This is a genomic window from Rhodomicrobium lacus (assembly GCF_003992725.1).
Lineage (GTDB): Bacteria > Pseudomonadota > Alphaproteobacteria > Rhizobiales > Rhodomicrobiaceae > Rhodomicrobium > Rhodomicrobium lacus.
Genome location: NZ_RZNF01000001.1, coordinates 80,788 through 106,067 on the forward strand (window position 1 = coordinate 80,788; position 25,280 = coordinate 106,067).

Consider the following 25,280-nt stretch of genomic DNA (forward strand, 5'->3'; position numbering starts at 1 on the left):
TGATTTTAACCTGTCCTCGAAGGGAACGTTCCAACTTTGCCGTTATCGCACGTGCGCTGACGGTTACATTAACGTGAACATGATGATCAGGATGGATGCCCGCTCGGCCGGTCCTGGACATCGCCGATCTATCCACGTGCGCTCGCCAACTGCCGCATGAAGCGCGTGAACTGGCGAAGCTGCTGGAGTTCTTCCGGTTCGATGCCGTCCGGATCGAAATGCATCACGTCGTTCCTGATCTTGCGCACCGCGTCGAGCGACTGGCAGAAGACGTCGCGCTCTATGTTGATCGCGAGTCTGCTCCAGTTCGGCGGCAATTGCAGAAGACGGATATACTCGCCGAAGGAGAGGTCCGCGACGGTTTCGACATAGGCGACCCGCGACGCGTCGGCCGGATTGCAGGCCGTCTTCAGTTCGTCCGCCGAAAACACGTTGCCGATCAAGTTGCGGACGAGATTTTCGATCTCGCCGAGGAGCAGGAAAGGCTCGGTCAGGTCGTGAAACTGAAGGCTCAGATCGTTCGCCGTGACGATGCCGGTGATGCGTCCGTCCGCGCCGCGCACAAGAACGTAATCGTTCGCGACGATAGCCTGGATCGCATCGAAAATGGAAACGTCCGACCGCACTTCATGATGCGGCTCCATCGCGTCGCGGACGAGGGGAGCCGCCCTGTTCAGGACCATGCGGGTGCCAACGGACCGCCAGCTCAGCATGCCGAGCACGGCGCCGTCGTCCGTCATCACCGGGAGTTGCGAGAAGCCGCGCAGCATCATGATCGTGACAGCCTGGGCGACGGGCTTGTCAGGCGGAACGGAGACGATGCCCTGGTTGGCGGCGGCGAGCCTGCCAACCTTGTAGGTCACCTCGCGGGATTCCCATCGGTTGGGAGCGACCGTCTCCGGTGCTTTCGGCGGGCTTTCGCCGGGCGTCTTCGGCTCGAAACTGGCGGAAACGCCGTCGCCTTCGGAAAGGACGAACCTGATCGGCGCGTCGATCCAGACCGTCTCGAAATCAGGAACCGTGCGCACGCCCTCTTTCGCGAGTTCGTCGCGGATGTTCTGAACGATCCTGTAGCGGCGACGCTGGGCGTCGAACCACCCGAGAAACGTGCGGACGCTGACTTCGGGCGGGGTCTGCCCCGCGCGAAGTTCATTGGCAATCGAGCCGATACGAGAATCCAAGAAACACCCCTCGAAAATATCTGCGAATTAAATAGAAAATCCGCCGTTTCGCAACCTTGGGCGACGGACAATCACAAGCAGTCCAGCTTGCGTCATCTGGAGGCGTCGGGTGAAAAGCAACCGGGCGCGCTGGTTTCCCGCGCATTTTGCTCGACGGCGATGAACGAGCAAGGAGCCTTGCACTTTGGCCCCGAGAGGGGGAAACAGGGCTTGTCTGGCGCGCTCGTCCCTGCGGTGAAGCGCGCATTCATTCAGGAATCAGGTGAAACTCTCATGTCCCGCAAGGACATAATAGCGCGCCGCTTCTCAAACAGCGTCTTGACCTATGACGCCAACGCGGCTCTTCAGGAGACGGTCGCGGCGCGCCTTGCCGCGTTCCTGCCCGGCGCCGGCGAGCCGCGCGTGCTCGAAATCGGCTGCGGCACGGGACTGTTTTCGCGCCATGTCCTCACGCGATACCCTCGGGGCCGGCTCCTCTTCACCGACATCGGCCTCGATATGGTGTTCCGCTGCCGTGAAAATCTGGCGGCTGCGAGCGGCCGGGGCGCGGAAACGACGTTCGCCACGATGGACGGCGACCGCCCGGCCGTTGCGCAAGGCTTCGACCTCGTGGCGTCGAGCATGACGCTGCAATGGTGCGACGATCCGCGCCGAACCCTCGAAAACTGGCGGCGGCTGCTGAATCCGGGCGGCCGCGTCGTATTCGCCACCATCGGCCCCGGCAATTTTCCCGAATGGCGCGAGACGCTCGAAAACCTCGGCGAGCCGGTCGGGCTCCTGGACGTGCCCGCGCTCGACGGCGTGGTGCGGGAGGAGTCCATCACCGCCCGATACGGCGATGCGACAGGCTTTCTAAGGGCGCTACGCGACACCGGGGCGCGCCAGCCGAGACCCGGATATCGACCGCTTTCGGCGACGGCGCTGCGGCGCGCGCTGGCGGTATTCGACCGCCGGCACGGAGGCTGCGTCACATGGCGCATCGTCTACGGGGTTCTCGACGCGCCCAGTCCCCGGAAATGAGAAGGGAGCGCCGGAACGCGCACTAGCCCTTGCCTGCCGCCCATGCTAGGCAGGGCAAAACAACCCGATCCCGTTCCAAGCTCCAAAGGCCATGCGCACCTATCTCGACTTCGAAAAACCTATCGCTGAACTCGAAAGCAAGATCGCGGAATTGAGCGCGCTCGGCGAAGGAGACAGCGGCGTGTCCATCAAGGATGAACTCGCCAAGCTTCGCGAGAAGGCGCAAACGGCGCTCGAAGAAACCTACAAGAGCCTCGATCCCTGGCAGAAGACGCAGGTGGCGCGCCATCCCGCGCGGCCGCACTCCGTCGACTACATCCGCGAGCTTATCGCCGATTTCACACCGCTGGGCGGGGATCGCTATTTCGGCGAGGATCTTGCCATCATCGGCGGGCTGGGCCGGTTCAACGGCCGCACCGTGATGGTGCTGGGACACGAAAAAGGCGCCGATACGCAAGGCCGCCTGCGCCACAATTTCGGCATGGCAAAGCCCGAAGGCTACCGCAAGGCCGTGCGCCTCATGCAGATGGCCGATCGCTTCGGCATTCCGGTCGTCAGCCTCGTCGACACGGCGGGCGCTTATCCCGGCATCGAGGCGGAGGAGCGCGGTCAGGCCGAGGCTATCGCGCGCTCGACGGATTGCTGCCTGTCGCTTTCCGTGCCGATGATCGCAGTCGTAATCGGCGAGGGCGGCTCCGGCGGCGCGATCGCGATCGCCGCAGCAAACCGCGTGCTGATGCTCGAACACTCCATCTACAGCGTGATCTCGCCCGAAGGGGCGGCCTCGATCCTCTGGCGCGACAGTTCGAAGGCGCGCGATGCCGCGACGAACATGAAGATCACCGCGCAGGATCTTCTTCAACTCGGGGTTATCGATCAGATCATTCCCGAGCCCGTCGGCGGCGCCCATCGCGATCGGGAGGCCGCGATTCGCAACGTGCGCGAAGCGCTCGAACGCGCTCTTTCCGAATTCGAGTCGCAGGAAAAGCAAGCGATCAAGAAGCAGCGTCAGGACAAATTCCTGGCTATCGGCCGCACCTTGCCGGCCGCGCGGTAGGATCGTCACGACAATGGGTCGCATTTTGGCCTCAATAGCGCGGCCAAGTCTCTGTTGCAGAAAAGGAATCGAAGGCTTACAACTTGAGGATGCGATCTCTAAAAAGCACTCGCGAAATGCAACCTCTTTTTAACCCAGACGGCCGATGCTCCCCCGACAGCGCCACCGCGCAGAGGAAAGGCTTGATGAGAGTTGTGTTGCGTTTCGCGTCGGTCGCTCCGCTTCTGCTGGGCTTGACAGGGTGTCTTAACCTCTTCGGTTTCGGTGGCGATCCAGAAAACACGGTGCCCCCGGCCGAGCGCCAGCTCCCGGCATCCACCCAGGCGATGCTCGCCATCAAGGGCATGAGGCCCGACGCGCCGATCTTCATCCGCATCTTCAAGGAAGAGTCGGAGCTGGAAGTCTGGAAGTTCAAGGAAGGCCGGTTCCAGCATTTCCGCACCTATCCGATTTGCGCCTGGTCCGGCACACTCGGCCCCAAGATTCAGACCGGGGACCGGCAATCGCCCGAGGGTTTCTACACCGTCACGCGCGCCCAGATGAACCCGCGCAGCAATTACTATCTGGCTTTCAATCTCGGCTACCCGAACACGCACGATCAGGTGAACGGCCATACGGGGTCGGCGCTCATGGTGCACGGCAACTGCAAGTCTGTCGGCTGCTACGCGATGACCGATGCCTATATCGAGGAGATCTATATCCTCGCGCGTGAGGCGTTCGACGCGGGCCAGACGAAATTCCATGTGCAGGCCCTGCCCTTCCGCATGACGGCAGCCAACATGGCGAAGCATCGCGATAGTCCGTGGTATTCGTTCTGGGGGCGCCTCAAGGAGGGCTACGACTCGTTCGAGGCCACCGGCAAGCCGCCGATCGTCAAGGTTTGCGGCAAGCAATATCAGGTGAACGTCCAGTTTCCCGGCCTCCCCGGCGATCCCGCGCCGGACGGTCCGTGCCCGATCTTCGCCAAGGTCGATCCAAGGATGCTTCCGGGGGTCGATGGTGTGCCGCAGACCGTTCTGGCGAATCTGAACCGCGCACCCGACACCGCCCAGCCGCAAGCCAGCCAGCCGGTTGCCGTGGCCGCCATGGCACCGCAACCGCCAATGCGGTCGTATACGCCAACCTACACACAGCCGGCGACCGCTTCGGCCGCCCCGACTCAACCGGCTGAAACCGCCGCGTTCGCCTCGATGTCCGCGTCGCCGGTTGTTCGGACACCGGCAAGCAGACCCGTGTCGATAGCAAGCATGCAGGCAACGCACCCCGCAGCTTCCGGCGCAGCGCCCGCATCGGGGCAAGCCTTTGCCTCCGCTCGCAAGGAGCCCGACAGCGGCCCACAGCCGACGCAATATCAGTTTGGCACCACAACGCAGGCTTCGGCTACGGCACCCGCTGTGCAACAGGCTTCCGCGCAGCAGGCCGCAGGCCAACAGACTGCCGCCGTAACCGATCCCGACGCTTTGCAGAAGACCAACCGTTCCGGCAAGGGCGGAAAGCTGGCGTCTCAGCCTGACGCGCCGGAAAACATGATTTCCGCCTCCCCCCCGATCATGCTGGGCTATACGCAACGCTGATCCGGGCGCGCGCTCCGGCGCGCGACGGCAGCACGATGCGAAAGCGGACACCGCCCTGGTGCCGGGCTTGATTTGGGCGATTCTTCAGCGCTCTTGCGGAACGCCATGTGGGACTGAAGCCGAGGCGGCGCAGACCGGGAAATCGGCGCCGAAGCAGATCCTACATCAGGCGGACGCGCGACCGGACGCGCAGAGGCACGGCTGGCGGCATGTCGGTGAGACCAAATGGCAGTTCGAGCTGTTCGGCCGTCGCGGGCTCAGCGGGCCTGCACAGGAAGCCATTGCCGCTTTCCTCACGGGCGAGGTTCGCGACTGCTTCCGGCGCAGCGGTCATGCTGGAACGAGGCACGGGCTTCGACATGGCGCCGTTCCGGACAGCTTTCGCCCTTGCATCGAGAAGCACAGTATTGACGATTGAACCAAGCTGCCGCCATTGAATTTCTTCAGCCACAGTCGTACTCCGTCGTTTACTAAACTACGTCACACTCATACTGTCCGGTCAGTGTTTGTCGATTCGTCGTCATAATTGCGACAGTGCAAGCGAAATTCTTGTTACATTTTCGAAAGACGTGTGCGGATTGCGCGGCGCAATTGGATGGAGGATTTGCCGTTCCATGGCGCGTTGCGTTGACGACACCCGAAATAGAGCGTGGGCGGCATCCGATTGCGGCATGATGCTTCAGGACGTATCTATCTTGATGTCATCAAAAGCGCGCTCCAGCCTTTATCGTGCGTCTTGTCGGAAAACCGCTTCACATTTTCCAGACGCAGTCTAAGGCACTTGAACCTTGGTGCGATAAGGTGACAGCTCCCGGCATTTGCTCGCGAGCGTGCTGCAAACGGATGCGAATGTCGGAATCGGACCACTAGCCTGAGCTTTTGCGCAATGGCGTGTTGCGACGCCGACGATCGCGGAGGCAGGCGCGAGCGATGGTAAGAAGGACGGCGAAGCGGCCGCGCTTCAGCCAGACCAATCTCGGGCGGCACGGCGGAGAGAACCTTGCGTCTTTACGAAAATCTTTCGAAGCGGGCGGCGTGGAGCTACCGGATAGCCGTCCTTTCTGTCCTTGTTTTTGGAGGCGCATTCGTCTGGCATCGCTTCTTCGGCCTCACGACACCGCTCGCGCTCAAGATCATGGGGGCGGCGATTGCGGGAGCCATCATCGCAGTCTTCGTCGCGATCGCAGGGCTCGTCGCGATCTGGAACAATGGCGACCGGGGCGCCGAGCGCGCGGCCGCCGCGCTTTTTCTGGCCGCGCTCGTGCTTGCGGTTCCGCTTTGGTCGCTTCCCGCATTGCTTACCCTCCCCCGCATCTATGAAGTGACGAGCGATCCGGGCGCACCTCCGGCCTTCGATCGTGTCGCCCGAATTCGGCAAGGACAGGCGAACCCGATACGTTACGACGCCGCTTTCGCGCCGCTTCAGGCACAAGCCTATCCCGACATCAAACCCCTTGTGGTCCAGCGCCCGCTCATCGACGTCTACACCTCGGTGCGTGATGTCGTGAAGACGCTGAACTGGAAGATCCTTGAGGAACAGGCCCCCGAAGCGACCAAGGCCGGCCATATCGAGGCCGTGGATAAAACCCTCCTGTTCGGCTTCGTGGAGGACATTGCGATCCGCGTGACCGGTAACGCGAAATCGGCGCGCGTGGATATTCGCTCGTCGTCGCGTTTCGGCCAGCACGACCTCGGCCGCAATGCCGAGCGCGTTCGCAGGTTCATGACGGAAGTGAAAAACCGCCTCGCCGCGCTGGAACGTCTCGAACGCATGGAGCGTGTCGTAGCGGCCCGTCAGGCGGAAGAAAAAGAAAAGGCAAAGCCGCAGTCCAAGCCTGCAAACCGCAGACGAGACGCCAACTAAATCACCTCCCGAACCGATCCGACGCAGAAAAGCGGCTCGAAAACCGGGCCTTGGAGATTCGACCGCCGACTTCAGGAACCCGGCGCACCCCGGTGGTTTTCCCTGAACAGGCTGGGACGCGGTACGCATCCAATGTGAAGACAAGAGAACGTTGTTCCGAACCGCGTCGAGTCGGTCGGCGTGAAATGGAAACGCGGCGGAGGAGAGTGAACCATGGGGCTTCTGGTCGACGGCGTATGGCAGGATCAGTGGTACGATACCAAGTCGACCGGCGGCCGCTTCGAGCGCCAGCAAAGCCGGTTTCGCAACTGGATCACGCCCGATGGAAGCGCCGGACCAAGCGGTGAGGCGGGCTTCGCAGCAGAGGCCGGTCGTTATCACCTCTATGTATGCTACGCCTGCCCCTGGGCGCACCGCACGTTGATTTTCCGGGCGCTGAAAGGGCTCCAAGACTTCATCCCGATATCGGCGGTGAACTGGTACATGGGCGCGGAAGGGTGGACGTTCGAACCTGGTCCGGGCGTCATCCCCGACACGGTCAACGGCGCCACACGCCTCCATCAAATCTATACGAAGGCCGATCCGTCCTATTCCGGTCGCGTGGTCGTTCCCGTGCTCTGGGACAAGCAACGTGAAACCATCGTCAGCAACGAATCGTCCGAGATCATCCGCATGTTCAACTCGGCCTTCGACGGTCTAGGCGCGAAGCCTGGCGATTACTACCCGGAAGAACTGAGGCAAGAGATCGATACGCTGAACGCGGAAATCTACGACCGCGTCAACAACGGCGTCTACAAGGCAGGCTTCGCAACGTCGCAGGAGGCATACGAGGAGGCCGTGCGGCCCCTGTTCGAGACGCTCGACAAGCTCGAAGCGCGGCTCGCCACAAACCGCTATTTGTGCGGCGACCGAATAACGGAGGCAGACTGGCGGCTGTTCACGACGCTGCTTAGATTTGATCCCGTTTATGTCGGTCACTTCAAGTGCAACATACGCCGCATCGCCGATTACCCCAACCTCTGGGGCTTTACGCGCGAACTATATCAGTGGCCCGGTGTGAAGGAGACGGTCAATTTTCAGCACATCAAGGGGCACTATTATCAAAGCCACAAGACCATCAACCCGACGGGCATCGTGCCGGTAGGACCAGAAATCGATTATGCCGCGCCGCACGGACGCGAGACGCTGCCCGCAGCGAGCCGCCCGATGTGATGCTCGCGACGGGCCGCGGATTCAAACGAGTGAGCGTTCGGCAGGACGCTTCAGCAGACGCATCGAACCTTGACTCCCTTATTCCCACCCCGTCGCGCGCCGCCGCGACACCGAAACGCCAAGACGAGGCGCGACCGCCGAAACATAATTGACCGTCTCGGTCGGAAGCGGCCTGCCGGCCGTCAGATAGTCTTCGTAGCGGGCAGGCCCTGCATTGTATGCCGCGAGAAACCCCGGCATGCCGTAGCGGTCGTGGAGTTCACGCAGATAGGCTGTCCCTGCGTGAACGTTGTCGCGCGGGTCGAACGGATCGCGCCCGAAACCGTATCGCGCGCGCAATTCGCGCCACGTCTGCGGCATGATCTGCATCAGCCCCATCGCGCCCTTCGAGGAAACCGCGTAAACGTCGCCGCCACTTTCCTGACTGATCACGGCGCGGATCCACACGGTCGGAATGCCGAAGCGCCTGGAAGCCTCCACCACGACATCGTCCACGGAATCACTTCTGTGCCTGTCGAACCGCCTTCGCTCGTCCGCATCGCCGCGAAAGTCCTCATAATACCGTGGCGTGCGGCTGAACGCGTCGTAGCCCCGGGACCGGTAGGCCTCCGCGCCCTCACCCGTGGCGGGAGAACAAGCTCCAAACGCACAGTTGCCCCCACCGGACGCCGCCTGCAAGGCTTGAGCAGCCACCGGCTCACCCAAGGCCAGAACGAAAGGCGCGGTCAAAATCAGGGTGCGGAGCAATGTCATTATCCTAGGGGTGAAAGCCCGTTTTCAGGAGGGGATGGGGTCAAGACACCCTATTTGCCTTTGATGCAATTTCAATAAAAGTCGAGTTGTATCGTTGATAGATCATTAACGGACGCGTCGCTGGCTCTTTGCCGAAGCGGCTTGCGATCGCTGTCTTTTGGGCGCGACCGTCGCTTGCCGCTCGTTGGGCCCGCGCGGTCAAGCCTGTCGGCCCGTACATGCCCGCCCCAGTCGAATACGATTAGCGGCGTCGCCATCGTCCGCCTTCACGCGCCTGACCTTTGACCCAAGTTGCCGCTTTACTTTATCCCCGCTGCGCGGCCAAATGCGCGCGAGGAGTTTCAGATGACCATCGAAAAGCGTGCGGTCCGCACCGACGACGACGGCCTTCGTGTCGATCGCTGGCTGAAAAAGAATTACCCGGCACTGCCCCATACGCTCGTGCAGAAACTTGTCCGCACCGGACAGGTCCGCGTCGACGGCGGACGCGTGAAGGCGGACAGCCGCCTTTCGGCAGGGCAGGAAGTTCGCGTGCCCACGCATTTCGCCGAGCCTGAAAACGCGCCGCAGCCTTCGCTGAAACCGCCTCCGGGGCTCTCCAAGGCCGACCGCGATTTCATCGAGCGGATGATCGTGTTCGAGAACGACGAGATGTTCATTCTCAACAAGCCCTTCGGCATCGCCGTTCAGGGCGGCACGAAGACGACGCGTCACATCGACGGACTGCTCGCGGGCATGGCCGACCGCTTCGGCGGCGAACGTCCGCGCCTCGTGCACCGGCTCGACCGCGATACCACCGGCATTCTCGTTGTCGCGAAGGACCGCCAGACCGCGGCCCGCCTCGGCCGGCTGTTCCAGACACGCTCGGTACAGAAGATCTACTGGGCGATCACGCGCGGCATCCCGAAGCCGCCACAGGGCAAGGTCGAGGCCGCGCTGGTCAAGGCAGCGGGGCCGGAGGGCGACCGCGTGCGCAAGGCGCGTCCCGGCGAGCAGGATCTCGCGCAGCACGCGACGACGTTTTATTCCGTCATCGACCGTGCCGCGAACATGGCGTGGGTATCGCTGAAGCCGGTGACCGGTCGCCAGCATCAGCTTCGCGCGCATATGGACATTCTCGGCACGCCCATTCTCGGCGATCAGAAATATGGCGACGGGACCGAAATCCCCATCGAAGGCATCGAACGGAAGCTTCATCTGCATGCGCGCCGGCTGACGCTCAAGGATCCGAAGCTCGGCGAAATCGATATTTCCGCGCCCCTTCCGTCGCATATCGCGCAGACGTTCGAGCTTCTCGGATTCGATTCAGCCCGTTACGGGGAATAATTGTGCATAACAGACATGAGTCTAACGTTTAGCTTCACGCGGCGTTAGCCCGGCATAATGTAGATCGTGCATTGTGGGAATGATTATCCGAACGGGGCGGAAACCGAACCTTCGCAGGTGCGAAATATGGCATCGACTCCTACGCTCATTGTTTTCGACTGTGACGGTACACTTGCCGATAGTCAGCATATCATCGTCGAGGCGATGAGGTTTTCTTTCCAGAACCTCGGGCTGGCCCTGCCTTCACGCCATGCGATCCTGCGCACCGTCGGCCTTTCGATGTCGGAGGCCATCGCCTGTCTCGCCCCGGACCTGTGCGAGGCCACGCGCGACGACGTCATCGCCGCCTATCGCAACAAGTGCATGCAGCTTCGCAATGCCCGCCAGAGCGAGCCGATGTTCCTCGGCGCGGCGCAGCTTCTGGGCAGCCTTGCCGCGCGCGATGACGTGGTTCTCGGGATGGCAACGGGCAAATCGCGCCGCGGCGCGCTCCGTTTCATCGAGGAAAACGGGTTTTCGGCGATGTTTTCGACGGTGCAGACTGCCGACGACGCCCCCTCCAAGCCCCACCCCGCCATGCTGTTCCAGGCCATGCGCGAAACAGGCATCCCGCCGCAGTCGACGATCATGATCGGCGATACGTCCTATGACATGCAGATGGCGGGCTCGGCGGCCTGCGCCGGCGTCGGCGTCACATGGGGTTATCACTCCGTGACGGAACTGACGCGGGCGGGGGCGCATGTCCTCGTGCACAGCTTCGCGTCCCTCGACAAGGCGCTCAGTCACGCACTGGAAGGCGGGCGCCTGCGTCCCTTCTGCCGGGATGTTGCAGCCTGACCGGCTGACGATTTCGTCCACCAAAAGCGATGCACTCCGTCGGCGCGCGGCGCGCGAAAGCCGTTCCCCGCATGCCTGCGCATGTGAAAGGGAATATCCCACCGGCTCGGAAAACCGTACTCGCCTTTCCCCTTATATACGGCACGACGGGAGAAAACGGCGCCAATTTAGAATTGTTCTTCAGAGCTGTTCTTTAGAATGATTATGCGGGCGCAGTGCACTTCAAAAGAATGCGAATTAGAACTGTTATATTTCGATGAAATAATCGCAGATATCCGCCAAATATCGTGGTTTTATATTTGATGCGCCTTTCGCCATGCGCTAACTTCTTAGGCGTTGGTGTTCGCGGTTGAACACACGCGGCTGCGGGGTCTTGCTGCCGCTTTCCTTCTGCTTTGCGACAGGGTGAAAAGTCCAGACCATGAGTGTGAACGTCATTTTCGGCTCCGACGGCGGCGCGACCAAAGCGGTTGCCTCCAAGATCGCCAAAAAGCTTTCCGGCAAAGCCATCGACATCAAGGACGCGACGGCGGCTGATTTCGAAAGCCCAAGCCTTCTTATTCTCGGCTCGCCCACCTACGGCAACGGCACCCTTCAGACCGACTGGGAAGACAACATCGAAAAGCTGACCTCCGCCAATCTCGCGGGCAAGAAGGTCGCCATCTTCGGCACCGGCGATCAGGAAGGCTATCCCGAGAGCTTCGTGGACGCGATCGGCATCCTTTACGACTACGCGGTCGACGCGGGCGCGGAAGTCGTCGGGTTCACCGATACGGCGGGCTACAACTATTCCGGATCGACCGCGGAGCGCGACGGCAAGTTCGTCGGCCTGCCCCTCGACCAGGACACGCAGTCTTCCAAGACAGACAAGAGGATCACGGATTGGATCAGCCGTCTGACCTAAACGAGGGCGTCATCCGCGTCTTCAATCACCACCTCTACGAGCTGTCGAGAGGGATCAGGCCGCTCAGCATGCTGACCATGACGAAGGCGGCGTCGGTTTTCGTAGAGGCACGGCTCGTCCGCGAAGGTGTTGCGTATTACGTGCACGAAGCCTGCCCTACGAAACTCAACGTCGTGTTCGGGCGCCCGGCGGCTGTTGAAGCCGCACGACGGTTCCTGACCCGGCCGCTTTGCGATCTCTCGCCCGAGCATGATTTCATGCTCGGCATTCTCCTCGGCTACGACCGCGAGCAACAATGCGTTCGCTACCTCGAAAGGTCGGCTTCTGCGGGCGAGCAGCAGGTGCTTGCCGCCCCTGATTTCGACGACAAATCCGCAAGCTGGCTCGATGCCGCCGTCGAGGCGAACCCGGAGCGCGCGCACTGATCGCGCGCTTTTCCGCTTTCATCGCGCGCTTTTCCGCTTTCGTTGAAGCCGCAACGGTATCGCCGCACGCGCAGGCCGCGCCTTCTCTCAGGCACTGATGTTCGTCAGCCGGTCGCGGATTTCCGGCATCGCCGGATGTGGCGGCTTGTCCTTGTGCACGATCAATCCGAGCTGCCTCACAAGCGGAGGCGAAAGCGGCCGCGCCACGATGCTGCGCCCGAGATAGAGGTCTTCCCTGTTCTCGATGGCGAGGATGGCGACCCCGACGCCCGCCGCCACCATCGCCTTCAGCGCCTCCGAATTGCCGAGATAGAGCGTCGGTTTCGGGTGGATGCCCTGCGCCTCGAACCAGCCGACCACGAGGCGGTGCATCTGCGTCGTCGGCAGGTCCAGAAGGAGAGCGCGTTTCTTGAGGTAGTCCGCTGGTATCGCGGACGGCAAGCCGGCACCTTCATGCATCGGGAAGACGGCCATGAGCGGATCTTCGCGGACCTTCGTCACCGATACCGGCGCCGCCTTGTCGATGGGCAGCGCAACGAGGCCGATGTCGAGTTCGTTTGCCGCCACCTTTTCCACGATGACATGCGACAGGTCGATTTCGATGGAAATTTCGAGTTCGGGATGCGTCAGGCGCAGTTCGCCAAGCAGCCTCGGCAGAAGATAAACGCAGACGGTGATGGTCGCGCCGAGCCGGATCGGGCTCATCCAGCCGTCGCGATAGCGCCCCACGGCAAGCACGGCCTCCTCAGCGTCGCCGATGAGCTTCCCCCCGCGCGCGACGAGTTCCTTTCCGGCGTCGGTCGCAAAGGCGCGCTTGCCGAGACGTGCCACCAGTTGCACGCCAAGTCGCGCCTCAAGCTCCTTGATCTGCTGGCTTACGGCGGGCTGCGTCAAATTCAGCGCGCGCGCCGCCGCCGTAAAGCTCCCCCGCTTCACGACCTCAAGAAACGTCCGCACCTGATCGAGATTGAGATCGCGCATTTTAGGAACCAAAGGAATGCTTATCGTTACGCAAACGATAATCGATTTCATTTATCGAAGGAAGGGGAGCATATCTGGTGTCCGCCAGCGTCGGCGGCATAGCGGCGCGGGATACTGGAGACGAGTACGATGACAACGATGAAACACGCTCAACCTCTTAGCGATGCGGCTTCGACCATGGCGACGGGCGGCTTCTTCGATAAGGCGCTCGGCCTGTTGTCGTCCGTCAAACGTCGCTGGAACGCGGAAGCCGAGATACGCAACGCCGTCGCCGAACTCGAACAGCTCGACGACCGCGCGCTTCGCGACATCGGCCTCAACCGTTATGACCTCGAAGATCGCGTTCGCCACCACCACCGGCATTAGCATCGGCAGCATCGGCATCGATTTGACCGAGACAGGCTGACCGGCACTTGAACGTAAAGCGTCGAGCCGCGCTCGATTTGCGGCACGACGCATCAAGGGGCCTTCCCTCTCATGGCTCCCACGCGGTTGATCAGGTGAGGCGCGACAGGTGCGCGCCTCGGGCCGGCACGTCACGGATAGCTCGACACCACGCGATGCGACGCTTCGAGCGTGCGCCAGATGTCGATCGTGAGCCGGGCATGCGCCCGCGCCGCCTTCAGTTCTTCGAGGGCGGCCGCTGCGCTCGCCTCCTCCGCCACGGCTTCCGCGTAAGCCTCGCTCGCATAGGCCTCGCGCTCCTGTCCCGCAATCGGCAGATCGGACACGGCTTTCATTGCGAGCGCCTTCACGCGGCGCACCTTGCCTTCCGCGATGAGCGCGCGCTCGATACGCGCGCGAAGCTCGGCGGCGCTCTTTCCGTCGAAATTGATGGCATTCATCAACTGACGGTCGGTTACCATCGCCTTCTTCACGGTCTGCCCGCTCGCGAGATGCGCTTGTCGAACGCGCTCCGGGCGATGGCGCCACTCGAAGGGGCCGCTTCCCCCGCCTCAGCCGCAATCATCTCTTCCAGCGCTTCGTATTCACGGCGCAGAAATGCGCAGATATTCAGGTGTCGATTGACGTCGTAGAGCCACGAACCGGCATGCCCACGCGCAATTTCGATCTTCCGCGCCGCCTTGAGCTGCGCAATGATGGACAGACGGCCTTTGAGGCTGGTGTCGCCCGCCTCGATTTCGCCAATGCCGAGAAGATAGGCCAGCGCCTTGCGCCGCTTCATCTCCTCCGCGTCGAGGGACTCATTCGTCACGCCCACGGAGTGTCTCCCGAACTCGCAACAACTGATACGGGTAATAGAAGAAAGCGCTTTAACCTTCGGTGAATCGAAAGCGGGACGAAAACCCGGCCTGCGCAAATTGCGCTTGCGTGCTTCTCCAATTTTAAGAAAATCCGTCTCAACTGTTGGGGACGCCATGTTCGAAGTCATCCGCGACGCGCTCATCTGGCTCATGAGCTGGGTTCTGGACAAGCCGCCTCAGGGCGGCGAGGCGTTCAGGCTGCTGTTCCTGATCGGCTTTTCAGTGTTTGCCACCTGGATCAGCCTCTATTGGCGCGACCTCGCCTATCGCTCCCGCACGATCCGCCGCAGGCTCAAGCCCGAAGAGCGCTATGCGGGCCGCTATTTTCAGGCCGTCTGGCAAAAAGGCGACCTGCGCTACGCCTTCGTGAATATCTTCTTCAACTGGCGGCGGCGTCGCTACGAGGCCGCTGGCCGCGCCTACGCCGCCGATGGGACGGAGCTTGCCTCCTTCAGCTCGTCCTATGTGCGCTTCCCGTCCGAAAAGGATTCCGAGATCGAATTCATGTGGAAGAGCAATTCCGGCGTCTCGGGCTATACGCGCCTCGCCATCGAGGATTCGGACGAAGACCTCATCCAGGGCGACGGACTCGTCGTGCATATCGACGGCGAGATTTGCAGCTATCCGATGAAATTCAAGCATATGCACGACCGCTATGTGCGCGAGGCGCTCGGCGTCACGGTCCCGAAGCATTCCTCGCAGGAGCCGAATTTCGTGCGCCTCTTCAACGTGCGTTACGGCCCGAATGTGCGGAGCGGTTTCGCAGGCGCGCAAAAACCGGAGCCCGAGCCCGCGATACCGGCATAGCGCGCGCTGAATGCCGCCAGACCGTCGTAGCGGTTCAAGATCCGCATCGGAACAATCCCTTATCCCTCGCTCGTGGATCGGCAAGTTTCTTGCTATGCTCGCCTTTGCAAGGGTTTACCGAAAGCAGAAAGCAAGCGCATCCTCCGTCGGCTGGCTGTTCGGAAGCTCCCGATGACGAGGTTGAAAGGCATGGCATGACCACGCCCATGGGCGGTGACATCTACGGCGATGCTCTCGTGGTGCTCGGCACCGCGGGCATCGTCGTGCCGCTGCTCCGTCGGCTGGGAGTCAGTTCCGTGCTCGGCTATCTCGGCGCGGGCGCCATCCTCGGCCCCTACGGCCTCGGCTCGCTGCGCGCGGAATATGGCGTCCTGCCGTGGATCACGATTACCGACACGAAGGCGCTCGGCGGCATCGCCGAACTCGGCGTCGTGTTCCTGCTTTTCACCATAGGGCTCGAACTCTCGTATAATCGCCTGCTGACGATGCGCCGCCTCGTCTTCGGGCTTGGCTCGCTTCAGGTGGTCGCATCGACGGCGGTCATCGCCGCGATCTGCGCTGCGGCGGGGCTCGACCTCCGGCTTTCCATCATTCTGGGCGGGTGCCTGGCGCTATCCTCGACCGCCATAGTCGTCGATGTCCTCGCCTGCCAGCGCCGCCTCTCCACCGCCACCGGACGCGCGAGCTTTTCGATCCTGCTCGCCCAGGATCTCGCGGTCGTGCCGCTTCTCCTTTTCCTGCTGATCCTCGGTTCGAGCGCCGAAGCGTCCGTTTACGAAGCGCTCGCGCTGGCGCTCATGAAAGCGGCCCTCGGCCTCAGCTTCATCCTGATCGTGGCGCGGCTTTTTCTGCGGCCGCTGTTCCGCCTCGTGGCGTCGGCGGGGTCGAGCGAGCCGTTCATGGCGGCAACGCTGTTCGTGGTGGTGGCCACAGGCGTAACAGCGAGCCGCGCAGGGCTTTCCATGGCTCTCGGCGCCTTCGTGGCCGGACTCCTGCTTGCGGAAACGGAATACAGAAAGTCCGTCGAAATCGCCATCGAGCCCTTCAAGGGCGTATTGCTCGGCCTGTTCTTCTTCACTGTCGGGATGGGAATCGATTTCCGCGAAATTCTCAACTACCCGGACCTCGTCTTCGGCGCGATCGTTGCTCTCGTGATCGTGAAGGCCGCGATCGTCCTCGGAATTGCGCCGCTCTTCAACGTGCCCCGTCCGGCAGCCCTCGAAACGGCGCTGCTCCTTGGCCCGGCGGGAGAGTTCGCTTTCGTCGGCCTCGGGCTTGCGGCCGGACTGAAACTGATTCCAACCGAGATATCCGGCCCCGCGCTGGCTGTCGTCTCTCTCTCCATGGCGTTCATACCCATTCTCGACTTCGCGGGGCGGAGACTGGCGGAGCGCGCGTCGGCAAAGCGGCCGCACATCGACGAAGCTCTTCTCGCGCTGCCGGAAACGGAACTGAAGGACCACGCCATCGTCGTCGGCCATGGCCGCGTCGGACAGGTGCTCTGCTCGCTCCTCGAACGCCACCGTTTTCCGTTCATCGCGAGTGACAAGGATCCGGATGTCGTGTCGCAACACAGGCGCCTTGGCCGCGAAGTCTATTACGGCAACGCCGGCAATCCCGCCTTCCTGAGCGCCTGCGGCCTGCAAAGTGCCTCCGCGCTCATCATCACCATAACGGCAGGCGACGAAATCATCGAAATCGTGAAGACCGCGCTCAAGCTCAGGCCCGACCTTGTCATTCTTTCGCGCGCTCGCGACGCGACGCATGCCCATCAGCTCTACGCCATCGGCGTGACCGATGCGGTGCCGGAGACGATCGAAGCAAGCCTTCAGCTTTCGGAAGCGTCGCTCGTGGCGCTCGGCATTCCGGCGGGTCTGGCCATCGCGTCGATTCACGACATGCGCGACGAATTCCGCGCCGAGTTTCAGGAGGCCGCGCGGCAATCGGGGCGGCTCGTGACGCGCGCCATCCGCCGCAAGACGCTCCGCGAGCGTGCGCCGAACAAGGCGGAGCCTTAGGAGACGACCGGTAAAGAACGTTGCGCCGGTAGCCTATCGCATGCAGGCGGCGCCCTTGACGGAGATGACCCGGACGCTCCATCCGCTGTCCGGGGCGGCGTCGACATGCGCGCCGTTGAACGCAAGGAAGGGATTTCTCACCACATACCGGGTGATACCCGCCGCCGGACCGAGGCCGGCACCGGAAAGCTGCGTGCCTTCGCCGCCATATGAGGATCTGAGTCCGTCATTTTGAAACGCCGGGATAGCGGTCGAGCACGGAGTGATGGCGGCGTTCGCGCCCGAGCCTATGGCAACGCGTTGCAGAAGCCCGCCGTCGACGGAACGCACCCCGGGAATCGAATGCGCCGGGAAGGCAAGAGCGACCGGCGCGGTTGCCGCTCCGGCAATCAGGCTGATGGCGAGGACACGAAAATGGATCATACGCATAGAATTCACGCAAAATCTTCACTGAACGCTTAAACGACCAGCCAACGCGGGTTCTTTTTTTGGCGCTTTGGCGGCCTTTTGCCGGTTACGCGGGCGCTTCTCCTATTGTCCAACGCCGGAGAGGGGTTGGAAAGCGTAAAAAAGCATGCTAGCAAAAGCCTTCGACAGCGCATTTCGTCTTCGCGCGTTCGTAAACCTCAACCTTATTGGCTTGCGCTTGCCACCGGCCTGATGGCGACTGAGTGGAGCGCTTGGAATTTGACCATGAAGATCAAGAATTCAATCAAGACGCTTCGCACGCGCCATCGCGACAATCGCGTCGTTCGCCGCCGTGGCCGCCTCTATATCATCAACAAGAAGGTCCGCCGCTACAAGGCTCGCCAGGGTTGATCGGCCTCCGCCCGATGGTTTTCCGCGCGCGCTTCGGCTGCCGCGCGAAAGCTTTCTCTTGCCTCGACGCAACGAGGAGGGCGGTTCGTTGACCAGCCTTACGCTGAAACACGGCGATTGCCTCGTCATCGCGACGCACAACAAGGGCAAGGTTCGCGAGTTCGAAGACCTGTGCGCGCCGATAGGCGTGAGCGTGGTCTCGTCGGCTGCGCTTGGCTTGCCGGAGCCGGAAGAGACGGGCACGACCTTCGCGGAAAACGCGAGCTTGAAGGCTGTGGCGACCGCTGTCGCGACAGGCAAGATTGCGCTCGCCGACGATTCGGGGCTGGCCGTCGACGCGCTCGACGGAGCGCCGGGCATCTATTCGGCGCGCTGGGCGGGCGAGTCTCGCGATTTCGGGGCTGCCATGAGGAAGGTCGAGGCCGAGCTTGGCGCTCGCGGCGCGACCGCGCCCGAAGCACGCCGCGCGCGCTTCGTTTGCGTCCTTTGTCTTGCCAATCCGGCGGGCGAGGTCCAATTCTTCGAGGGAACCGTCGCGGGCCATCTTGTGTGGCCGCCGCGCGGAACGAACGGTTTCGGCTACGATCCCATGTTCGTCGCCGATGGCCGCGATCTGACCTTCGGCGAAATGGACCCGGCCGCGAAACATGCGATCTCCCACCGCGCCAACGCTTTTGCCGCTTTCAAGGCCGCCCTCGTCTCCCCGCTCTGAGGTGCGCGCCGCCGAGCCGCTTGCGGTCTACGTTCACTGGCCTTTCTGCGAAAAGAAATGCCCGTACTGCGATTTCAATTCCCACGCCGCCCGCAGCATCGATGAAGCCCGCTGGCTTGCCGCAATCCTGCGCGAGCTTGAGACTTATGCGGACGAAACCGCCGGCCAACCGGTCGCGAGCGTCTTTTTCGGCGGCGGCACGCCATCGCTGATGCAGGCGCGAACAGCCGGCACGGTGCTCGACCGCATCGCGGCGCTGTGGCCGGTCTCCGAAAGCTGCGAAATCACCCTCGAAGCGAACCCGTCGAGCGTCGAGGCGAGCCGCTTCGCGGGCTATCGCGCGGCGGGGGTGAACCGCATTTCGCTCGGCATCCAGTCTCTCGACGATGGGGCGCTGAAAGCGCTTGGCCGTATCCACGACGCCGCCGAAGCGCGCGCCGCGCTCGGCATCGCCGCCCGCACCTTCGATCGCATGAGCTTTGACCTGATCTACGCGCGCCCCGGCCAGACGCTCGACGCCTGGCGCGCGGAACTGGCGGAGGCGTTTTCCTTCGCCAGGGGCCATCTCTCGCTCTACCAGCTCACGGTCGAACCCGAGACGGCTTTCTTCGCGTTGCAACGCCGTGGACGGCTGCGCCTTCCCGAGGCGGAACTCGCGGCCGAGTTCTATGCGCTCACGCAGGAGCTTTGCGAGGCGGCGGGGCTTCGCGCCTATGAAGTCTCCAACCACGCGGCGCCCGGCGAGGAAAGCCGCCACAACCTCGCTTATTGGCGCTATCGCGATTATCTCGGCGTGGGGCCCGGCGCGCACGGGCGATATTGCGGGGCGTCAGGGCGCAAGATCGCCACGGCGGCGCTGAAGTCGCCGCTCGCATGGGCGGAGAAAGTGGAAGCGTTGGGGCATGGCCGCGAGGAGCATGTCGAGCTTTCAGCCCGCGATGAAGCCGAAGAGGCGGTGCTGATGGGGCTTCGCCTCAGCGAGGGCCTGGACGCCCGCCGAATGGAGGCGCGGACCGGGTTTCGCCCCGCCGCATCCGTGATCGAGATGCTCGAAGGCGAGGCGCTGATTGTGCGCGGGGATGGCCGCATCATCACAACGGCGGCGGGCCGCCTCGTGCTGAACGCCGTGGTCGAGGCCGTCGCGTCGAGCCTCGAAACGATTTGAGCCGTCTCCCGTTCAGCGGCTGCTAATACTGCGCAACGGCGGTCCCGAAGCTTGCAGGCGCGGGATCAATGGTCTGGTTGCCGGTCGAGCGTACTTCCATGATTGCGAAGCCGCGTTCGGCTGTGCCGTCCGCGCGAAGACGGAACAGCCCGTCGACGCCGTTGAAGCCGCTGGCGCGCATCAGCTCGGAGGACGCGAAACGCCGCTCAGGTGGGTTATTGGAGAGCGAGATCGCGAGGCTGACGGCGTCATAAGAAAGGCTTGCGAGCCGGGGCGGCATCTCCCCATAGGTTTCGGAATAGCGGCGCGTGAAATCCTCCCAGCCCTTCGGATCGGGCGCGGGGAACCATCCGCCCTGCAAGGCAGCCTCCTTGCCGACGCCGACATAATCCCAGCCCGACAGGCCGATCATCTTCACTGCCTGCGTATCCATCTCGTAATAGGGGAAAAGCGGCGCGAGCGAAGGCAGTGTGTCGCCACCCGCGGGCACAAAGATCGCATCGACCTGCGGCGCGGCCCCCTTCTTCGCGAGCGGCGCAAGTTCTTTCACCGAGGCCAGCATGCCGTTCGCTTCGGGCGGGAAAGACTTCGTCAGCACCACCTGCCCGCCATTCGCCTGCACGGCGCGATTGAACGCCTGCTCGACGATACGGCCATAGTCGTTTTGCGGGAACAAGGCGGCGAAGCGCTTCTTTCCGTTCGCGGCGGCGTAGGACACCATGCGCGGCACGTCGCTGCCCGCGACGAAGCTGAGGAGATAGACGCCGTTTCCGGCAACGTTGCGGTCGCTCGAAAAGGCGAGCACCGGCACACGGGCGGCTTGGGCCACGGGCGCAACCGCTGTCACCTCGTTGGCGAACAGCGGGCCAATGATGAGTTCGGCGCCGTCCCTGATGGCCTCATCCGCCGCCCGGCGCGCACCGTCCGGCGTTCCCCGCGTATCCTTGGGAATGAGCTGGACATTCGGCTTGTCGAAATCGAAGAGCGCGAGTTCGCCCGCCTGCTTCATGGCCTTGGCAACCTGCTGCGCGTTCACGTTGCCCGTGAGCGGCAGAAGCAGCGCCACCTTCACCGTGCCGCCTGCCGGTGCGCCGCGCGGCGGCGTCGAGGTTGCCAGACTGCCGCTCCCGGTGCCGCCGACCGAACAAGCGGTGAGCCCCAGGCACACGATCAGAAAAGCGAATCCGAGAAAGATGCGGGATCGCGCGAAGGCGTGTTCACTCGTTAGTTTCATCGGGATCGAATATCAGCTTTCCGTTGACCTGCGCCGGTTATGAAGGCAAGACCACCTTGTTACGAGTCGCGTCTGACGCGAAGCGCTTCGAGCACGCTTACCGTGTTCGGCAACTGTGGCTGATTGGTGATGACGAAGCGACGGGCGCCGAAAATTCCACAAACCGATGCAGTCGGCGACGAGACATCGACAATCGGGCCGGAACGCGCGGCGGCGCTTCTGGCCGCGGTGTCGCGGCAGTTTGAAAGGCTGGACGCCTCCCCTCTCGATCCCGGGCTGTACCTCGTTTCGACGCCCATCGGCAATCTTTCCGATATCTCGATCCGCGCTCTCTTTGTGCTGACATCCGCCGACCGGGTCTACTGCGAAGACACACGCCACAGCCGGAAGCTGTTTTCAGCGTTCGACATCGGCCGCAAGCTCGAAACCTATCACGACTTTTCAGGCGAGGCGGACCGCGAGCGCATAATGAACGCGCTGCGCGAAGGAAAGGCGATCGCGCTCATCTCGGACGCCGGCACGCCGCTCATCGCCGACCCTGGCTACAAGCTCGTGCGCGATGCAGCCGCCGAGGGTATACGCGTCTTTCCGGTGCCGGGCGCATCGGCGATCCTGTCGGCGCTCGTGGCGAGCGGGCTGCCGACCGACCGCTTCTTCTTCGGCGGTTTTCTGCCGCCGAAGGACGGCGCTCGGCTGGATGCTCTCGAAGCCGTGCGAACGGTGCCGGGGACACTCGTCTTCTATGAAACGCCCTCCCGCATCGGAGCCGCGCTCGCCGCAATCGAAACCGTCTATCCGGAAAGGACGCTCGCGGTCGCCCGCGAGCTGACGAAGCTGCATGAGACGATCATGAAGGGCACCGCGCGCGAGCTGGCGGCGTCCTTCGAAGTCGATCCGCCCCAGGGCGAAATCGTACTCCTCATCGCTCCCGGCGAAGCCGCGACCGCAACCGAAGCCGACATCGAAAGCGCGCTTCGCGCCGCCTTGAAGACGGCGAGGCTCAAGGAAGCTGTTGAAGACGTATCGAAAGGGCTTGGTGTCGCAAGGAAAACGGCCTACAACTTGGCATTGAAGATCAAGGGTGAGGCGTCATGATCGCAGCCAGCCATGCCAGGGGTGCGCCAACCTCCTACAAGGTCGGCGTCGCCGCAGAAAAACGCGCGAGGCAGCTTCTCGAGGCGAAGAGCTATCGAATTATCGCGGAGCGTTACAAGACCAAGGGCGGCGAGATCGACCTCGTGGCCCAGCGCGGGGATCATCTCGCTTTCGTGGAAGTGAAGTGCCGCCGCACGCAGGATGAAGCGGCCTACGCGGTGCTGCCTCGACAGCAGGCGCGGATTGCGACCGCCGCCGAAGTTTTTCTCGGAGAGAACCCGGGGCTTTCTCATGACTCCGCCAGTTTCGACGTCATTCTGGTGAGCCCGACGCAGGGCCTTTCGCATATCGAGCAAGCCTTTCTTGCCTAAATCGTCCCTGCCCTTTAAGTCTCCTCCGAACCCTCTTTCAGCGAGGACCGGATGCGTCTGAAAACCGGGGTCCAGATGGACCCGATCGAGAAAATCAACATCAGGGGCGATTCGACTTTCGCGCTCCTTCTCGAAGCGCAGAACCGCCATCACTCCATCTTTTATTATACGCCGGATCGACTCGTGCTGCGCGAAGGCCGCGCCTTTGCCGAAGGGCATGAACTGCGTGTGCACGATATCGAGGGCGCGCATTTCGAACTCGGCCCAAGGCAGAAGCTTGCGCTCGACGAACTCGACGTGATCCACCTGCGGCAAGACCCGCCGTTCGACATGGCTTACATCACGACAACGCACATCCTCGACAGCGTCCATCCGAAGACGCTCGTGGTGAACGACCCGACGAGCGTCCGCAACGCGCCGGAAAAGCTGTTCGTCACGCAGTTCCCCGACCTCATGCCGCCCACTCTCATTGCGCGCACGCTCGACGATGTCACCGCGTTCCGGGAAGAGTTCGGAGACATCATCGTCAAGCCGCTCTACGGCAATGGCGGCGCGGCGGTGTTCCGGATCAAGCCGGATGACACGAACACGGGCTCGCTCGTGGAGCTGTTCCAGACTGTGTTCCGCGAACCTTTCGTCGTGCAGCGCTACCTTCCCGACGTGCGGGCGGGCGACAAGCGCATCATCCTCGTCGACGGCGAGCCGGTGGGCGCAATCAACCGGGTACCAGCGGCAAACGAAACGCGCTCCAACATGCATGTGGGCGGCCGTCCCGAAGCGACGGCGCTGACGCCGCGCGAGCGCGATATCTGCGCCGCCATCGGCCCTGAACTGAAAAGGCGCGGTCTCATTTTCGTCGGCATCGACGTCATCGGCGACTATCTCACCGAGATCAACGTCACGTCTCCAACCGGCATCCGCGAGGTGAAACGCTTCGGCGGAGCCGACATCGCGGCGCTGATATGGGATGTTGTGGAAGAGAAGGTTTGTTCCGCTAAAGTTCCTTGAATGTTCTTGATTTCGTAAATTCTGGCGATAATATCCATTCCACTTGTTGAAGGTAGGCGAGTGGGTGGCGTAAATGTTCGCGCAAGTTTCGACCGTAACGTTCGAGGGCATCGACGCGAAACGGGTCGATGTCCAGGTGCTGATCGCGCCGGGTCTCCCTTCTTTTTCCATCGTTGGCCTACCCGATAAGTCTGTGGGCGAAAGCCGCGAGCGGGTTCGTGCAGCCCTGACCGCCATCGGTCTCGGCCTGCCGGCGAAGCGCATTACCGTCAATCTCGCGCCCGCCGACATGCCGAAGGAGGGGACGCATTACGATCTGCCAATCGCGCTCGGTGTGATGGCTGCGGCCGGCGCGATTCCCGGTGACCTGCTGAAAGATTTCATCGTTATCGGCGAACTCGGCCTCGACGGCTCCCTCGGCCCGATCGCGGGCGCGTTACCGGCGGCTTTCGGCGCGAGCGGCCTCGACAAGGGACTGATCTGCCCCGCCGCCTCCGGCCCCGAGGCCGCATGGGCGTCGGCAGACATGCCCATCGTCGCCCCCGCACATCTGACGCAACTTGTTAATCACCTCAAGGGCACCTCCGCGCTCGCGCGGCCAAAACCCTATCTCGAGCGCGGCGCCGGCTCCTCCTGCGATCTGAAGGACGTGAGAGGGCAGGAGAGCGCCAAACGAGCGCTGGAGGTTGCGGCCGCTGGCGGGCATCATATGCTGATGATCGGCCCCCCGGGCGCGGGCAAATCCATGCTGGCGCAACGGCTGCCCGGCATCTTGCCGCCTCTCGAACCTCACGAACTCCTTGAGGTCGCGATGGTGCAGAGCATCGCGGGGACCATTGTCAACGGGGCACTGACGGCGACCAGACCCTTCAGGGCACCCCATCACTCGGCGAGCATGGCCGCGCTGGTGGGCGGCGGTGCGAAGCCGAAGCCTGGAGAGGTCGCGCTCGCCCATCACGGCGTGCTCTTTCTTGACGAGTTGCCCGAATTTCCGCCGCATGTGCTCGATGCGCTCAGGCAACCCATCGAAAGCGGCGAGACGATCATTGCGCGCGTCAACCATCGCATTCGCTATCCGTCGCGCTTCCAGCTTGTGGCGGCAATGAACCCCTGCCGCTGCGGCCACGCATGGACGCCCGGAATGACGTGCAAGCTCGGGCCCCGTTGCGAGGAGAGCTACCGAGGACGCATCTCCGGGCCGCTCTGGGACAGGATCGATATCCAGATTCCTGTTGCGCCGGTCAAAGCCACCGACCTGGCCTTGCCGCCGGCGCAGGAAGGAAGCCAAGAGGTCGCTGCGCGGGTGGCTGCGGCCCGCTCCATCCAGATCAAGCGCTATGCCATCGTTGGCAATGACGCGATCGCGACAAACGGGGATTGTCCGGCGGCCCTGCTCGACGACTTTTGCGCCCTGAGCCGGGAGGGCCTTGCGCTGCTCGAAAAGGCCGCGGACGTGGCCGGTCTCTCCGCGCGCGGCTATCACCGCACGCTCAGGCTTGCCCGCACCGTTGCCGATCTCGATGCAAGCGCAGGCGTTCATGCGATTCACGTCGCCGAAGCGCTGAGCCTCCGGGGCGAGGTTGCCGCCGCGCGGCGAGCCGCGGCCGCTTGAAAACGGCGTCGCAGTTTCCCGGGTGGCGACCGACAGATCG

At 62.8% G+C, this 25,280-nt stretch carries 26 protein-coding genes and 1 pseudogene; 19 read left to right on the forward strand and 8 right to left on the reverse strand.

The window, feature by feature from the left end; all coding sequences use genetic code 11:
- Positions 1 to 128 precede the first annotated feature (128 nt).
- Positions 129 to 1,181 (reverse strand): CBS domain-containing anti-phage protein, encoded by a 1,053-nt coding sequence (locus tag EK416_RS00405; RefSeq protein ID WP_127075209.1) that lies wholly within the window; start codon positions 1,179 to 1,181, stop codon positions 129 to 131.
- Positions 1,182 to 1,391: 210 nt separating this feature from the next.
- Here EK416_RS00405 and EK416_RS00410 point away from each other — a divergent pair, with 210 nt between their 5' ends.
- The 3 genes from EK416_RS00410 to EK416_RS00420 all read left to right on the forward strand — a co-directional run bounded on the left by EK416_RS00410 (position 1,392) and on the right by EK416_RS00420 (position 4,832).
- Positions 1,392 to 2,201 carry a methyltransferase gene (locus tag EK416_RS00410; RefSeq protein WP_164729785.1) on the forward strand — a complete coding sequence of 270 codons (810 nt, stop codon included), beginning with the start codon at positions 1,392 to 1,394 and terminating at the stop codon, positions 2,199 to 2,201.
- A gap of 91 nt (positions 2,202 to 2,292) precedes the next feature.
- Positions 2,293 to 3,258, forward strand: coding sequence for an acetyl-CoA carboxylase carboxyltransferase subunit alpha (locus EK416_RS00415; RefSeq protein WP_127075213.1), 966 nt, complete (start codon positions 2,293 to 2,295; stop codon positions 3,256 to 3,258).
- Between the two features lie 185 nt (positions 3,259 to 3,443).
- Positions 3,444 to 4,832 (forward strand): L,D-transpeptidase family protein, encoded by a 1,389-nt coding sequence (locus EK416_RS00420; RefSeq protein WP_127075215.1) that lies wholly within the window; start codon positions 3,444 to 3,446, stop codon positions 4,830 to 4,832.
- Between the two features lie 160 nt (positions 4,833 to 4,992).
- On the opposite strand, the gene EK416_RS00425 is transcribed toward EK416_RS00420, so the two are convergent.
- The gene (locus tag EK416_RS00425; protein WP_127075217.1) at positions 4,993 to 5,283 is read right to left on the reverse strand and encodes a hypothetical protein; all 291 of its coding nucleotides are present in this window, start codon (positions 5,281 to 5,283) and stop codon (positions 4,993 to 4,995) included.
- A 549-nt stretch (positions 5,284 to 5,832) separates the two neighbouring features.
- Between EK416_RS00425 and EK416_RS00430 the strand changes: the two genes are divergently transcribed.
- The gene (locus EK416_RS00430) at positions 5,833 to 6,696 is read left to right on the forward strand and encodes a DUF1499 domain-containing protein (RefSeq protein ID WP_127075219.1); all 864 of its coding nucleotides are present in this window, start codon (positions 5,833 to 5,835) and stop codon (positions 6,694 to 6,696) included.
- 213 nt (positions 6,697 to 6,909) lie between these two features.
- Positions 6,910 to 7,908, forward strand: a complete 999-nt coding sequence (locus EK416_RS00435) for a glutathione S-transferase family protein (RefSeq protein WP_127075221.1) — start codon at positions 6,910 to 6,912, stop codon at positions 7,906 to 7,908.
- 117 nt (positions 7,909 to 8,025) lie between these two features.
- Here EK416_RS00435 and EK416_RS17900 read toward each other — a convergent pair.
- Positions 8,026 to 8,391: pseudogene (locus EK416_RS17900) on the reverse strand (lytic transglycosylase domain-containing protein); the annotation flags it as partial.
- A 615-nt stretch (positions 8,392 to 9,006) separates the two neighbouring features.
- On the opposite strand from EK416_RS17900, the gene EK416_RS00445 reads away from it, so the two are divergent.
- From EK416_RS00445 to EK416_RS00460, 4 genes are all read left to right on the forward strand, one after another.
- Positions 9,007 to 9,987: an RluA family pseudouridine synthase gene (locus EK416_RS00445; protein WP_127075225.1), complete on the forward strand. Its 981-nt coding sequence runs from the start codon at positions 9,007 to 9,009 to the stop codon at positions 9,985 to 9,987.
- A 126-nt stretch (positions 9,988 to 10,113) separates the two neighbouring features.
- Positions 10,114 to 10,824 carry an HAD-IA family hydrolase gene (locus tag EK416_RS00450; RefSeq protein WP_127075227.1) on the forward strand — a complete coding sequence of 237 codons (711 nt, stop codon included), beginning with the start codon at positions 10,114 to 10,116 and terminating at the stop codon, positions 10,822 to 10,824.
- A 421-nt stretch (positions 10,825 to 11,245) separates the two neighbouring features.
- Positions 11,246 to 11,728: a flavodoxin FldA gene (gene fldA, locus EK416_RS00455; RefSeq protein ID WP_127075229.1), complete on the forward strand. Its 483-nt coding sequence runs from the start codon at positions 11,246 to 11,248 to the stop codon at positions 11,726 to 11,728.
- A complete protein-coding gene (locus EK416_RS00460; RefSeq protein WP_127075231.1) occupies positions 11,707 to 12,153 on the forward strand; it encodes a DUF2023 family protein in 447 nt (148 codons plus the stop codon). The genes fldA and EK416_RS00460 overlap by 22 nt, the downstream gene beginning before the upstream one ends.
- A gap of 87 nt (positions 12,154 to 12,240) precedes the next feature.
- Here EK416_RS00460 and EK416_RS00465 read toward each other — a convergent pair whose 3' ends face one another.
- On the reverse strand, positions 12,241 to 13,134 hold the full coding sequence (locus EK416_RS00465) for a LysR family transcriptional regulator (protein WP_164729786.1): 894 nt from the start codon (positions 13,132 to 13,134) through the stop codon (positions 12,241 to 12,243).
- Between the two features lie 129 nt (positions 13,135 to 13,263).
- Here EK416_RS00465 and EK416_RS00470 point away from each other — a divergent pair, with 129 nt between their 5' ends.
- On the forward strand, positions 13,264 to 13,500 hold the full coding sequence (locus EK416_RS00470; protein ID WP_245433889.1) for a DUF1127 domain-containing protein: 237 nt from the start codon (positions 13,264 to 13,266) through the stop codon (positions 13,498 to 13,500).
- 170 nt (positions 13,501 to 13,670) lie between these two features.
- On the opposite strand, the gene EK416_RS00475 is transcribed toward EK416_RS00470, so the two are convergent.
- Positions 13,671 to 14,000: a hypothetical protein gene (locus EK416_RS00475; RefSeq protein ID WP_127075235.1), complete on the reverse strand. Its 330-nt coding sequence runs from the start codon at positions 13,998 to 14,000 to the stop codon at positions 13,671 to 13,673.
- Positions 14,001 to 14,008: 8 nt separating this feature from the next.
- Positions 14,009 to 14,356, reverse strand: coding sequence for a hypothetical protein (locus tag EK416_RS00480; RefSeq protein WP_127075237.1), 348 nt, complete (start codon positions 14,354 to 14,356; stop codon positions 14,009 to 14,011).
- Positions 14,357 to 14,513: 157 nt separating this feature from the next.
- On the opposite strand from EK416_RS00480, the gene EK416_RS00485 reads away from it, so the two are divergent.
- Positions 14,514 to 15,206, forward strand: coding sequence for a hypothetical protein (locus EK416_RS00485; protein ID WP_127075239.1), 693 nt, complete (start codon positions 14,514 to 14,516; stop codon positions 15,204 to 15,206).
- A gap of 194 nt (positions 15,207 to 15,400) precedes the next feature.
- Positions 15,401 to 17,224 carry a cation:proton antiporter domain-containing protein gene (locus EK416_RS00490; protein WP_127075241.1) on the forward strand — a complete coding sequence of 608 codons (1,824 nt, stop codon included), beginning with the start codon at positions 15,401 to 15,403 and terminating at the stop codon, positions 17,222 to 17,224.
- 33 nt (positions 17,225 to 17,257) lie between these two features.
- Here the strand turns inward: EK416_RS00490 and EK416_RS00495 are convergent, their stop codons facing one another.
- Positions 17,258 to 17,662, reverse strand: a complete 405-nt coding sequence (locus EK416_RS00495; RefSeq protein WP_127075243.1) for a hypothetical protein — start codon at positions 17,660 to 17,662, stop codon at positions 17,258 to 17,260.
- A 255-nt stretch (positions 17,663 to 17,917) separates the two neighbouring features.
- On the opposite strand from EK416_RS00495, the gene ykgO reads away from it, so the two are divergent.
- The 3 genes from ykgO (at position 17,918) to hemW (ending at position 19,920) form a co-directional block, all read left to right on the forward strand.
- Positions 17,918 to 18,043: a type B 50S ribosomal protein L36 gene (ykgO, locus tag EK416_RS00500; protein WP_127075245.1), complete on the forward strand. Its 126-nt coding sequence runs from the start codon at positions 17,918 to 17,920 to the stop codon at positions 18,041 to 18,043.
- 88 nt (positions 18,044 to 18,131) lie between these two features.
- Positions 18,132 to 18,755 carry an RdgB/HAM1 family non-canonical purine NTP pyrophosphatase gene (gene rdgB / locus EK416_RS00505; RefSeq protein WP_127075247.1) on the forward strand — a complete coding sequence of 208 codons (624 nt, stop codon included), beginning with the start codon at positions 18,132 to 18,134 and terminating at the stop codon, positions 18,753 to 18,755.
- Positions 18,691 to 19,920 carry a radical SAM family heme chaperone HemW gene (gene hemW / locus EK416_RS00510; RefSeq protein WP_127075249.1) on the forward strand — a complete coding sequence of 410 codons (1,230 nt, stop codon included), beginning with the start codon at positions 18,691 to 18,693 and terminating at the stop codon, positions 19,918 to 19,920. The genes rdgB and hemW overlap by 65 nt, the downstream gene beginning before the upstream one ends.
- Before the next feature lie 22 nt (positions 19,921 to 19,942).
- Here the strand turns inward: hemW and EK416_RS00515 are convergent, their stop codons facing one another.
- A complete protein-coding gene (locus tag EK416_RS00515) occupies positions 19,943 to 21,154 on the reverse strand; it encodes a penicillin-binding protein activator (RefSeq protein WP_127075251.1) in 1,212 nt (403 codons plus the stop codon).
- A gap of 129 nt (positions 21,155 to 21,283) precedes the next feature.
- Between EK416_RS00515 and rsmI the strand changes: the two genes are divergently transcribed.
- The 4 genes from rsmI (at position 21,284) to EK416_RS00535 (ending at position 25,240) form a co-directional block, all read left to right on the forward strand.
- Positions 21,284 to 22,249 (forward strand): 16S rRNA (cytidine(1402)-2'-O)-methyltransferase, encoded by a 966-nt coding sequence (gene rsmI, locus EK416_RS00520; RefSeq protein WP_127075253.1) that lies wholly within the window; start codon positions 21,284 to 21,286, stop codon positions 22,247 to 22,249.
- A complete protein-coding gene (locus EK416_RS00525; RefSeq protein ID WP_127075255.1) occupies positions 22,246 to 22,620 on the forward strand; it encodes a YraN family protein in 375 nt (124 codons plus the stop codon). Before rsmI ends, EK416_RS00525 begins: the two co-directional genes overlap by 4 nt.
- A gap of 51 nt (positions 22,621 to 22,671) precedes the next feature.
- On the forward strand, positions 22,672 to 23,628 hold the full coding sequence (gene gshB / locus EK416_RS00530; protein WP_127075257.1) for a glutathione synthase: 957 nt from the start codon (positions 22,672 to 22,674) through the stop codon (positions 23,626 to 23,628).
- 73 nt (positions 23,629 to 23,701) lie between these two features.
- Positions 23,702 to 25,240 carry a YifB family Mg chelatase-like AAA ATPase gene (locus tag EK416_RS00535; RefSeq protein WP_127075259.1) on the forward strand — a complete coding sequence of 513 codons (1,539 nt, stop codon included), beginning with the start codon at positions 23,702 to 23,704 and terminating at the stop codon, positions 25,238 to 25,240.
- Positions 25,241 to 25,280 lie beyond the last annotated feature (40 nt).